The sequence below is a fragment of the Allorhodopirellula heiligendammensis genome (assembly GCF_007860105.1).
Lineage (GTDB): Bacteria > Planctomycetota > Planctomycetia > Pirellulales > Pirellulaceae > Rhodopirellula > Rhodopirellula heiligendammensis.
This window is the reverse complement of sequence record NZ_SJPU01000001.1, coordinates 1,826,536-1,838,690: the sequence shown is the minus strand read 5'-3', so window position 1 is coordinate 1,838,690 and position 12,155 is coordinate 1,826,536. Positions and strand designations below refer to the sequence as shown.

9 protein-coding genes are annotated in these 12,155 nt (G+C 58.1%); 7 read left to right on the top strand and 2 right to left on the bottom strand.

What is annotated here, in order from left to right; all coding sequences use genetic code 11:
* Positions 1-203 precede the first annotated feature (203 nt).
* The 3 genes from Poly21_RS06940 to Poly21_RS06930 all read left to right on the top strand — a co-directional run bounded on the left by Poly21_RS06940 (position 204) and on the right by Poly21_RS06930 (position 2,932).
* Positions 204-977 carry a gamma-glutamyl-gamma-aminobutyrate hydrolase family protein gene (locus Poly21_RS06940; RefSeq protein WP_146406159.1) on the top strand — a complete coding sequence of 258 codons (774 nt, stop codon included), beginning with the start codon at positions 204-206 and terminating at the stop codon, positions 975-977.
* Positions 978-1,501: 524 nt separating this feature from the next.
* Positions 1,502-1,816: a 50S ribosomal protein L21 gene (gene rplU / locus Poly21_RS06935; RefSeq protein WP_146406158.1), complete on the top strand. Its 315-nt coding sequence runs from the start codon at positions 1,502-1,504 to the stop codon at positions 1,814-1,816.
* Between the two features lie 18 nt (positions 1,817-1,834).
* Positions 1,835-2,932 carry a serine/threonine protein kinase gene (locus Poly21_RS06930; protein ID WP_146406157.1) on the top strand — a complete coding sequence of 366 codons (1,098 nt, stop codon included), beginning with the start codon at positions 1,835-1,837 and terminating at the stop codon, positions 2,930-2,932.
* An 80-nt stretch (positions 2,933-3,012) separates the two neighbouring features.
* Here Poly21_RS06930 and Poly21_RS06925 read toward each other — a convergent pair whose 3' ends face one another.
* Both Poly21_RS06925 and Poly21_RS06920 read right to left on the bottom strand, forming a co-directional pair.
* Positions 3,013-4,434 carry a hypothetical protein gene (locus tag Poly21_RS06925; RefSeq protein WP_302117927.1) on the bottom strand — a complete coding sequence of 474 codons (1,422 nt, stop codon included), beginning with the start codon at positions 4,432-4,434 and terminating at the stop codon, positions 3,013-3,015.
* A gap of 23 nt (positions 4,435-4,457) precedes the next feature.
* Positions 4,458-5,678, bottom strand: coding sequence for a L,D-transpeptidase family protein (locus Poly21_RS06920; protein ID WP_436967490.1), 1,221 nt, complete (start codon positions 5,676-5,678; stop codon positions 4,458-4,460).
* 578 nt (positions 5,679-6,256) lie between these two features.
* Here Poly21_RS06920 and Poly21_RS06915 point away from each other — a divergent pair.
* From Poly21_RS06915 to leuC, 4 genes are all read left to right on the top strand, one after another.
* Positions 6,257-7,984, top strand: a complete 1,728-nt coding sequence (locus Poly21_RS06915; RefSeq protein WP_302117923.1) for a hypothetical protein — start codon at positions 6,257-6,259, stop codon at positions 7,982-7,984.
* Positions 7,985-8,199: 215 nt separating this feature from the next.
* Positions 8,200-10,053, top strand: a complete 1,854-nt coding sequence (gene glmS / locus Poly21_RS06910) for a glutamine--fructose-6-phosphate transaminase (isomerizing) (protein ID WP_146406156.1) — start codon at positions 8,200-8,202, stop codon at positions 10,051-10,053.
* A gap of 86 nt (positions 10,054-10,139) precedes the next feature.
* On the top strand, positions 10,140-10,340 hold the full coding sequence (locus Poly21_RS06905) for a hypothetical protein (protein WP_146406155.1): 201 nt from the start codon (positions 10,140-10,142) through the stop codon (positions 10,338-10,340).
* A 303-nt stretch (positions 10,341-10,643) separates the two neighbouring features.
* On the top strand, positions 10,644-12,101 hold the full coding sequence (gene leuC, locus Poly21_RS06900; protein ID WP_146406154.1) for a 3-isopropylmalate dehydratase large subunit: 1,458 nt from the start codon (positions 10,644-10,646) through the stop codon (positions 12,099-12,101).
* The last annotated feature ends 54 nt before the right edge of the window (positions 12,102-12,155 follow it).

The following is a 12,155-nucleotide window of genomic DNA, read 5'->3' as shown; positions in this document are numbered from 1 at the left end:
CCTTTGGGGGGCAGACCGGCCATGACGGCCAGCCCAGCAAAGCGAAATCTGGCTTGGTTCACGATTCGGCTCGACTCATTCTGACTGGGCCTCTCGATCGGCAACGTTGCACTGTGGTGTGGCGTGTGCGGATTCCAGGGACCGGGTCAGGTTGCTCGCCGCGGGCTTTTCCCAATATTTGCCGAATCGAAGAGGACCTTCAGATGCCACGCAAACCCCTGATCGGGATCAATGCTGATTTCCGTGCTGCCGCTCGGACGACGCCCGCATTTGCCTATATCGGCGAGGGCTACTATCGAAACATCATCCAAGCCGGTGGCGTTCCTGTGATTGTTCCACCGCAGGTTGACGAAGAGTCTGCCCACCGCGTCCTGGACGCAGTGGACGGGTTCATGTTCATCGGTGGTGCCGATTTGGATCCTCGCAACGATGGTTTCATGCTGCATCCGAGCGTCCGGCCACTCGACCCGGGCCGGGAGTTCAGCGATCGCATGATGATGGCTGAGATTGCCGAGCGTCGCATGCCTGTGTTTGGCATCGGTGTCGGTCATCAATTGCTCAATGTCCAGCAGGGCGGCAATCTGTTCCTGCACATCAAAGAGGACCTCCCCAACGCAGTGCCGCACCTGGACCTGCAAGACACCAATCACCGCCACACGCTCGATGTGGTCAGCGATTCTTTGATCGGTCGCGTCTATGGCGACGGCGAAATCCGCGTCACCAGTCGCCATCACATGGCGATTGACGAAGTTGCCCCTGGATTCCGCGTGACAGCCCGCTGTCCCGATGGCGTGATCGAGGCGATCGAAAGCGAAATGATCGATTGGTTCGCAATCGGTACTCAGTTCCATCCTGAATCGGAAGCCGCTTCGGCACTGGATATCCGTATTTTCGAAGAGTTTGTCGACGCTGTCCGCGAACACAGCCAGCGATTCGATGAGCAGACCGAACCCGACAATTTTCATCTCGTCGCCTAGTTGGACGGGAGAATTCGTTGGACGGGACAGTTACTTGAATCACTGCAGATACTTGAATCACTGCAGACCCAGCCCGCTGCAGTTACTAAGGAGAGAACGTTCGCGAACGAAACTCAGTTAATCACTTGATTGCTCGACAGTGTTGATATCCGGTCCGGTACTGGATAGAAACCAAGTCCACAACGACGGCGGCGCCCATGGATGGGTGCGATGGCCAGCAGCACGGATGCCACGTCGAATTCGTTCGACATCGTTAGTGAGCAGCTGTCGATCAAAGTGGCCCAAGGATGGGTCGCACGAGCAGACGTCCGGATTGACGTCGGATTTCTTGGTTTTCTTCGCAAACGCGTCAAGTCATGGTCGACAGCGAAACCGGGGCGTCTTCCCGCCAAGACGCCCCGGTTTTTTTATACTCTGTTCAGTCTCGATAGGTCTAGTTTTCCCAGGGCAGTCTCGCTATGATCTCCCCTCCGCTGTGCGAGCACTCGCGCTCCATCACTCACCCCTGAACCATATTTTTTACTATGTATGCCATCTTTGTTGACGGTGGACGCCAATACCGCGTTGAGCCTGGAATGGAAATCGATGTCGATTTCCGCGACACCGCTGAAGGCGAAAACCTGCAATTCGGCACCGTTTTAGCCGTCGGCGGCGACGAAGGCCTGAAATTAGGCACCCCCACGCTCGAAGGCGTCAGCATCACCGCTTCGGTGCTCGGCAAGTCCATGGACAAGAAGATCTACGTGCAAAAATTCCGTCGTCGGAAGCACAGCAAGAAACGCACCGGGCACCGTCAGCCCAACACGCGTGTGCGAATCGAAGAGATCGCAGGCGTCTAGCCATGCGTTGGCCCCCTGATGCCGCGCCTGTATCTCACCGATTTTGAATTAGGCTCCGTGCTCGGGGTCGGCACCGTCGGCACGATTTACGATGGACGAGTGCGAACCGATATTGAGGTCTCACCGTCCGCAGAACGGCTCGTCGGGCAAGATCTCGCGATCAAAATTCTGCATCCCAATGTCAGCAGCGATGACCTCATTCAGGCTCGCTTTCGTCGCGAAATGATGATCCTTGAGCGGCTCGAACATCCCAATATCATTGGGTATTTCGGCGGTGGCAGCGAGGATGGCAAGTTTTTCTACGTGATGCAACGAGTCGACGGAGGGACGATCAAGGACTTGATCGACCAATCGGGGCGGTTGCTGTGGCCGGTTGTGGTGGACGTCACCCGGCAGGTCAGTTCGGCGCTGCAGTGTGCCCACAATCACGGTGTCGTCCACCGCGATCTCAAACCGAGCAACCTGTTTCTAACGCGTGACGCCCAAGTTAAATTGGGTGATTTCGGCATTGCCCGGGATGAGCATTCCGCTGACCTGACGCACCAGGGACTCACCGTGGGGACCCACGCCTACATGGCACCCGAACAGATCACGGGTGATTCGGCCATCTCGGGCAAGGCGGATTTATATGCGCTGGGATGCTGCATGTTTGAAATGTTGACCGGCCAAAAAGTTTTTTCTGGCGAGAATTTTGCTCAATTGTTTGAGCAGCATTTGCGGATGAGCCCGCCGCGCGTGTCCACCCGCGTGTCCGATGTGCCGCCTGAACTGGACGACATCATCGACCAATGTCTCGCCAAACGGCCAGAGGACCGCCCGTTCAATGCCCGTGCAGTCCAGGGCGTGATGCTAACGATTGGCGAAAAGTATGGGCTGAGCTATTCGCCAGCGACCGGCGATCCAGGACGAATCGGCCCGCCGGCAACAGGGGAACTCGCTCCCCAGGCCCACGATGTCGCGGCAGAGAGTGTCACCGGCAAGGGCCGTGATCTGCTCGAGCAACAAATTCGATCGCGTCAGGGCCTGCAGCCTCGCGCGGCGATTCCCGCCTGGAAGCTCGCCATGGTGGCCCTGCTGTTAGCCGTGGTCCTCGGCATCGCAGCAATGCTTGGTTAAACGCATACGGTGGGCCCGGAGGGTGCCGGTGGACGGCCAACATGCACGGGATTCGGGAGTGCCAAGCCCCCGCAGAGCTTCTAGGGCAGCGGAATCCCATTGAGCACAAATGGGACCTCGTCTCGGCGGACAGACGTGGGGGATTCATAGATCAGTTTCGCTCCTGCGGGTGGTGCGCCGACTCCACCGAGGTCAAAGAGATACTTGATGCCCACTCCGGATTCGGTTTGGCGATAGACCTCGTATCCAAGGTGTTCTTTGCGTGTCCCATCCGGCAGAAGCACGTAAACTTCGTTTTCAAAGATCCATTGGCGATGACTCTCGAGTGCCCGACCGGCGCCGAATAGTTCCACACCGACGCGAATTTCGCTCAGAGGCGAGGCATCTCGAACGGATTCGAGAGCGACGGTCATGGCGTCTTGGGTTTGGGTTGGCGCGACGTCGCCGAGCAGCAGTTCAAACTTTTTTCGCGGCCCTGGGATCAGCGCGGTGATCTGGCCCGAGATGCGGGTGATTTCGTTGGCATCTGATGAGTTTTCCCCGGCAGCCTCGGCCTGGAGATCAAGTCGCCGCCGTGGCAACTGCATCGGCAGGTAGAATTGGCTCTCGGCAATTTCACCGGAGGTTGCGATATCGATGCGTTCACCCGACGCTTGGGGGCGGACGTCGTCTCCATTGTCGAGTTTGCCCTTGAGCTCGGCGATCGGGATGCTCAGGCCGATGGGAGTGCGGTTGGGTTGCCACGAGATTGACATCGTCAGGTTGAGGCCGCTTTGGGTGGCGTCACCGAGCACTCGCCGGGCCGTCACGACCGTGGGCTCAAGACGGTAAATGCCTGCATATGCGGCTGCATCGGCTCGTGATTCGCGGTTGGGACGGCGGGGGACGATCGCTAGCCGCGCTCGATCACCCGCGTAGAAATTGACGTCCAATTCAGCTTGATCGAGCACCAAATCCACGGCCTGCCAAAAACCAAGAGGGGTTGCTGGCGGACGAATCGCTTGCCCGCGATCAATGCCGGGGCCAGCGGACTCCAGGTCGAATTCCACACCGCTGGCCAAGCTAATTGCATCCAACGCGGCGCCAAGGGTTTTTGCATCCTGCATCTGGACCGTCGTCGTTTCGGTCTCGACACGGGTTTTCATCAGCCGCCACTGAGCTTGGATTCGCTCCATGCGCTCACGGGCGTCGAGGGAGAGATCATCCAGGATCACAGGAATGTACTCACCTGCCTCGGGACCGGCCGCGAGCAGTCGTTGCTCTGCCTCCCGCCGAACCTGGGAAGTAGAGGCATCGAGTTCCGCGACCCAAATGGGCACCTCTTGGGCGAGATTGGGAGCAGGCACTGCTGAGGAGTTCTGTTGCGGCTGAGGTTCGTCGCCCTGCGCTAGGTCCATCAAGAACGGCACGAGCAGCAACGCGATCAGAGCGGTTAGGCTGCGTAGCGACCGGGAATGAGTCCGCCGAGTCAGCGGGAACAGGAACAAAATGCAATTGATCATGCGATCAGTTTAACACAGAACCGTCAGCGGATTGTTACCGAGGAGCCTTCCGAAAGAATGCCAAACACGTCCTTGGAGTAGTTGCCAGCGATACTGATGCAGCCCTGGTCGGTGGCTTGATCTGCCACGGGGCTACCGTGCAAGCTAATGCCTTGGCCCAAGTCGATCCACATCGATCCGTACGGATTGCGTGGATTGCCGGGGGGGACGGGGTTGCCGGACATGTCGTAATAGGTCTTGGCAGATTTCTTCTCTTGGATTGTGTAGCTTCCTGAACGAGGGGCAGGATCGCTGCCAATGCCGACGGGGAAGCGGCCCGCGTAGAGATCGCCGAGGAACAGCGTCATCTCTTGGTTGGCCAGGTCAACGTCGGCTCGGAAGGGGCCACGAACCACTTTCAGATCGGTTCCCGGCAAGACGGTGACAGGATCGCTGATCCCGTTAATATTGGCGAGCAGCTGCCAGGGGACATCGTACTTTTTCGCAACGTCCATCAAGGTTTCGTTGCCGCCGACGCGATGGGGTTCTTCGAGCAGGTGCTCGGACGAATAAATCACGTCCCGGGCGAGCGGATCGAGGCGGCTGAGCAGTTGCTCCCGCTGCTCGCTTGTCAAATTGGGCGTTTCATAGAACAGGCTCAGTGTCGCCAGTGCTTCGCGGCGTCGATCTTCTTGGTACTGACGATCCGCAGTGGCAATAGCGTTGGCGAGTCCCGCCGCGGCCGCATCAGATTCCATGTCGGCGGCGGTGTCCTGCGGGGAAACCTCTGGAGCTGCCGGGGGGGAGGCTATGTCAGCCGCCTCGGCCGGATCGGGCAGGCTAAAACTATTTCCAGTCGAGGGATATTCGCGGCCGGGCTCAGGGGCAATGGCCACGCTGGTGCCCTCGGCAACAGCTGGCAAGCGACTGGCCGTGGGAGGCAGTTCCGTGTCGACATCGACATCACTGAATTGGAAGGAAGGCGGCTCAGCAGACCCCTCGATCCCCGCCGGTTCCCCACCGAAGGGAGGGAGCGCGTCGGCGCGGCTGTCGCCCTGTCCAGGAGAGCTCAGCATGTCGCTCGCCATGGACATCTCACTCGCCCTTTCTGGAATCCCCGTTTCGATCCCGAAGTCGGCGAAATCGGCGGGCAACCCATCGCCAAACTCGCTGTTCTCTGATTCGACGAGGGCGGATTGGAGCCCTGGGGGCAGTGCGTCAGGGGGCGTCGTCATCGATACGTACGCTCCGTAGAGCACAGTCATCATGAGTACGACGATGGCGGATGTTTTGAGCGTTTGCACGGCGGTCTCTCCCTGCCGGTGAATGTCCCCCTCCCTCAAGTCGCCAAGGTTGGCAACGGATGGAGACAGGTGAACAGATGTGCGTGGAAACGAATCAGCGGTAGCTCCACAATCCATGCGGGCCCGCTTCGTCGCCCCAGGCTTAACGGATTCCGGCGGTCGGGATCCAGTCCAGATTGCAAATTTTCCGGGTGTTGCGAAAATGCAACGTTTGTGGCGACTGCGAAACGGGTACGGCAAACTGGTGAAACTGTCCCATCAGGGGGCGTGTAAAAGTCCTCTTTTTTCAGGGTTTTTTCCACAATTTTCTCAAGTCTTGCCTAGGCTTGTATAGCAGGGATTTTCCGTTGGAAATCGGTCGGCTACTAGGACCCTGGTAGCCCCACACTGACCGGGCCATGGATTTCCTTCGACGGATCGTCAATCTAATAATCCTATTCGATGGCAGGGTGCCATCATTCGGGGAAAAGATTGACCTGCCAGTCCAATTGCTACTGTCCACGATGGCTTCATCAAGCAACACAACGAAACTGACGGTCATGAACATCATGCAAAATCAATTTTTCGGTTCCATTTTTAATCGTTCCAGCGGCGCGGCGTTACTCGCGTCGTTGATGACGACTGCCATCCCCACTGCCACTGCGCAAGATGCCTGTTGTTTCCAGCCCGCCTACCGTCTCGAGTGTGAGACGGTGATGCAGCCCGAGACGGTCGAGCGAATGCGGGTGACCTACGAAACGAAGATGGTTGAAGAAGAGGTCACGAGCTTCCGACCGGTACTGAAGACGCGGACCGAAGAGAGATCCTATAAAGTCGCCCGGCCCGTGACGGAAACAAGTTACCGTGAGGAACGCTATACCATCTACCGCCCGGTTACGGAAACGTCCTACCGCGACGAAACGGTGACGCAAACTCGCTACGTCGATGAGACTGCTGAGCGGGAGGAAAAGGTCACGACCTACCGGCCGGTGACTGAAACGCAGATGTATCAGCAGCAATACACGGTGCAGCGGCCTGTGACCGAAACGCAGATGTATCAGCGGCAGTACACGGTGCAGCGTCCAGTCGTTGAAACCCAGTATCAGAATGAAACGGTTACGTCCTACCGCCCCGTGACAACGGTGCAGCAGCAGACCATCGATGCGGGAGGTTATGTGCCCCAGACGACCGTGACCCCCGGATCGGTGCAAAATGTGATGGGGTGGAACCCACGCGCCTACGCAGTGCCCGGGCCGCTCGGGATCTTTGCGCGCGTCCAAGGGGCACCCGTGGTGACCCAAGCCGTCACGCCGCCGGTCGCTCAAACTCAGATGGTCTATCGCCCCAATTACATCACGCAAGACATCGCACAAACGTCTTACGTGCCGGAGTCGCATCAAGTCCAGCGCCCCATTCAGGTCACACGGATGCAGTCCGAAGTGGTCACCCAAAATGTGCCTGTCCAGGTGCAGCGGATGCAGTCCGAAGTGGTCACGCAGAACATCCCCGTGCAAAAGACTCGCATGGTTCCCGAAACTACCGTTCGCAAGGTGCCCTACACGATCCGGCGGCCGATTACCGAGACGACGACGCGTAAAGTTCCTGTCCAGCACCAACGCTGGGTCGCCGAGCAACGTGTTCGCAAGGTCCCTGTGCAGAGCACTCGCATGGTGTACGAAACCAGAAGTGAGCCCGTGACGGTCAAGTACTATGAGCAGGAAGAGGTACGGCGAACCGTACTGCGACCGGTCACCGTGCCCAAGTACGAGCCGTACACGGTCGAGCGAATGGTGCCTCGCCAAGTCGTCCAGCGTTTACCGCTGTCCTATGTTGACCCGTTTAGCTCGGCCATCAGCAGCGGCTACTCCTCCTTCTCACCGGTGATGGAATCGGCGATCGAATGTGCGCCGATTGAATCATCGAGTGACTCGGTGCGGAGCAACCGCGTCAGCCCCGACGACGGTGAATCGGTGCTCGAAGGCCCTACCCTGAATGATGACGATCAGCCGCTCTCTCGCATGGGGCGGGTCGAAATGGACCTCCCCCAGAGCGAGTCAAGCAGCGGCCAAGGTTCCTCAACCAATGGTGCTGGCGAACAATTACAAGAGATGTTTGATGGCAACGACGAGCCGCAAACGCTGCCCGATCCGCGAGATGGGAACCCCGTCGAGACGCCGGAGCTCGATGCGCGTCAAACCCGCTGGCAGGGGCAGTCCGCTTCCGCCTCGACGATTCGCCCAATCGCCCACCGCGTGCAATGGAATCCGATCTTCGCTCAGGAGATTTAAACCGGCCGCCAGGGCACCATATGCCCTCGTTCGGCTGTTGGATGTCAGAGGCTGAATGAGGTGATCGTGCCGTTAGACCTTGACGTAGGGCGTGCGAGTTGCGAAACCCGGCGAACGCGATATTCTCAATGTGTTGAATTTTCGCGTTTCCTTTTCTTGACTCTGGTCGGCATCGACGCGATTGCCGCCGCCGGCATGAAGGCTTAGACAGTACAATGTGTGGAATTGTTGGATATGTAGGCGGGGACGACGCAGCCGATTTTCTCGTCGAGGGGCTCCGCCGGCTCGAATACCGGGGCTATGACAGCTCTGGGGTGGCCATTTTTGGTGACGACAAGATTCATGTCACCCGATCGGTGGGACGCATTCAATCGCTGGCGGATCGACTCGGTGATCCCCCAGCCGGTACCCTGGGTCTCGGCCACACGCGGTGGGCCACCCACGGGCCTGCTACTGAGGTCAATGCGCACCCGCATACCGGCGGTGAAGGTGAGGTTGTGCTGGTTCACAACGGCGTGATCGAAAACTATCAGGTGCTCAAGGACGGGCTGATCGAGAAGGGGTATCAGTTCCATTCGGCTACCGATTCCGAAGTCATCGCCCACCTGATTGCGGAAGGGCTCGAGAACACCCCCGCAGTCGACGGACAGCCGCACGCTCGTTACGTCACAGCGGTGCAATGGGCGATCGCCCAACTTCGAGGTACCTACGGTCTGGGGATCGTTTTTCGCGATAAACCCGGATTCATGATCGCAGCCAGATTCGGTAGCCCGCTTGTCATCGGTGTGGGACGCGGCGAGTACTTCCTCGCCAGTGACGCGTCACCCATCGCCGGTCGCGCCGACCGTATCGTATACCTTGCCGATCACCAGCTCGCCGTCATCACCGCCGACGGATTTTCCGTTTTGCACCGCGACAGTGGCAAGGTGCGAGTGAATATTCAGCCGCTCGATGCGCAGTCGGGCGATGTGAGTATGAACGGCTACGAGCACTACATGCTCAAGGAAATCTACGAGCAACCCGACGCGTTGCGAAATGCGATGCGGGGGCGTCTGAACGACCAAGACGCCACGGCCGTGTTCGGTGGTCTGAATCTGACTCCGCAACAACTCCGCAGCGTCGAGCGAATCATTCTGACCGGTTGCGGGACGAGTTGGCACTCCGCACTTGTGGGCGAGTACCTGATTGAGGAGCTCTCGCGGATCCCGGTGTGCGTGGAGTACGCCAGTGAGTTGCGGTACCGCAACCCGCCGATCGAGAACAACACACTCGTTTTTGGGATCACGCAGAGCGGAGAGACCGCTGACACGCTCGCGGCCCTCAATGAGACCAAACGCAAGGGGCACCGCACCCTGGCGATCTGTAATGTCGTAGGGAGTTCCATTGCTCAGGCGTCCGATGGCGGTGTGTACCTGCACGCGGGGCCGGAAATTGGCGTTGCCAGTACGAAAGCGTTCACCAGCCAGTGCTGCGTGCTGGTGATGCTCGCTCTGTATTTCGGCCGCATGCGACACATGAGCTTCGAGGCCGGAGAACGCGTCATCGAGGAGCTCCGGCGCCTACCAGCCGCCGTTGAGCAGGCGCTAACTTGCGACAGTGAAGTGCGAAAAGTGGCCGAGAAGTACCAGTCGGCGACCAACGTGTTATATCTCGGCCGCCGCTATAACTTCCCGACGGCGCTCGAGGGTGCTCTGAAACTCAAGGAAATCAGCTACATCCATGCCGAGGGTTATCCCGCAGCCGAGATGAAGCACGGGCCGATCGCGTTGGTGGACACTGAAACCCCCAGCGTGTTCATTATGCCGCGGGGTACGACTTACGATAAAGTTTTGGCCAATATGGAGGAGGTAAAGGCAAGAGGGGGACCCGTAATTGCAATTGCCAGTTCCGATGATACGGAAATCCGTAAAATCGCTGACGATGTGATCATGATTCCCGAAGTTCCGGAGTTCCTGCAGCCGATTGTATCTGTCGTACCACTGCAGTTGCTTTCCTATCACATTGCGGTGTTGCGTGGATGCGACGTGGACAAACCACGTAATTTGGCTAAGAGTGTGACGGTTGAGTAGTTTTTTACGTTGTGGAAAAGATCGGATCGATTATCCTTTTTCTCCAGATCGACACTCTTTTTTCTTTAGCGACGGAGACTAGCAATATGGACAATCGAGGCCTGAGTTTCAATTCACGAAAAGCATTGACGGTCAATATTGGCGAACATGCTGCCACTGAATTGGCGGACTTGATCTCGCAACTACTCTGCGAAGTGGAAGAGCTGCGGCGGACCAAGGTGAGCATCACTCGCATTGTCCCCAGCCAGCGTGAGCACGTCCGCGAGTTCATCGAGGAACCGGTTTAGCGTTGATTGAGGATCGAGCGGCTTTTCAATACCGCCTTTCTCCCCGCGAAAGATGCACTTCACGCTGCTTTCGCGGAGAGAAAGACGATACTTGTTCTCCACTGGGGCCCGCGAAGAAAAAACTGCGCAGACGAGATAGGTTTGGATGAGCGACGGCGGTGGCCGCGACGATTCACCCCCGGTGAGGGTCCTTTTCTCGTGGGAACTTGACATTTTGTGGCCGAGTGCCGACAGTGGGAGCGAAAGCTCGCGAGAATTGTTTTTCGCTCATCGTCCTGACCCTGGTTTACGATCCGCTGCTAGATGCCTGACTCCTCCGCTGCCGCTGCCTCTGCACAGGCCTCATCCCCCGTCTCGACCGGCAACCGTACGTTGCTCGACAAAATTTGGGACGAACACGTCGTCTATGCACCTGCTGACGAAGCATCGATTTTGTATATCGACTTGCATCTCGTGCATGAGGTAACCAGCCCGCAAGCATTCGAGGGACTGCGAATCAATGGTCGCAGTGTGCGTCGACCCGAACGCACGATCGCGACCCCCGACCACAACGTGCCGACATCGGACCGCAGCCTGCCGATCGCCGATCCGATCGCACGCAAGCAGATCGAGACGCTGCGTCAGAATTGTAAAGAATTTGGCGTTCAGTTATTCGACATTGATGATGTTCGGCAAGGTATCGTGCACGTCATTGGCCCTGAGAATGGCTACACCCAGCCGGGCATGACCATTGTGTGTGGTGACTCTCATACGGCCACGCACGGGGCCTTTGGTGCACTCGCCTTCGGAATCGGAACCAGTGAGGTCGAGCACGTCTTGGCAACGCAAACGCTGTTGCAGTTCAAGCCAAAGACGTTCGAGCTCCGGATTGATGGCGCCCTGCCTCGCGGTGTCACAGCGAAGGACATGATCTTGTATTTGATCGGTCAAATCGGCACTGCGGGTGGTACCGGATACGTGCTCGAATTCACCGGCGATTGTGTTCGCGCGATGTCGATGGAAGAGCGTATGACGGTCTGCAATATGTCAATTGAGGCCGGCGCGCGAGCCGGGATGATTGCGCCTGATCAAACTACCTTCGATTACCTGCGAGGCCGCCCAGAAGCTCCTCAAGATTTCGATGCAGCCGTCGAGCGTTGGAAAAAACTGCCCACCGACGCAGGGGCCAGCTACGACCGTAGCAATGTCTATCAAGGCAGTGATATCCGGCCGCAGGTGACGTGGGGAACCAACCCCGGTCAAGTCGTCAGTGTCGATGGCCGGGTGCCCGATCCCGCCGACTCATCCGACGCAGGTGATCAGAAAACGATTGCGTTATCACTGCAGTACATGGATCTCAAAGCCGGCACGCCGATTACCGACATTGATATCAATCGTGTCTTTATCGGTTCGTGCACCAACGCGCGCATTGAAGATTTGCGGGCGGCCGCGGCCGTGGTCAAAGGACATCGCTGCAGCAGTCAGGTCAGTGCGATGGTTGTTCCCGGCAGCGGTCGAGTCAAAGCCCAAGCCGAACAGGAAGGCCTGGACAAGATCTTTACTGACGCTGGGCTGGATTGGCGTGAAGCAGGATGCAGCATGTGTCTGGCGATGAACCCAGACAAGCTGGCACCCGGTGAGCGTTGTGCCAGTACGAGCAACCGCAACTTCGAAGGCCGTCAAGGCAAAGGTGGCCGGACCCATCTGGTCAGTCCCGCCATGGCCGCTGCGGCCGCCATCACTGGTCACTTCGTCGATATCCGTGATTGGGATTATCGATAGCTGTTTGCGGCTAGTTGCTAGCGATTAGCGTCAATCTTCCCTCCCTCTCCCTCA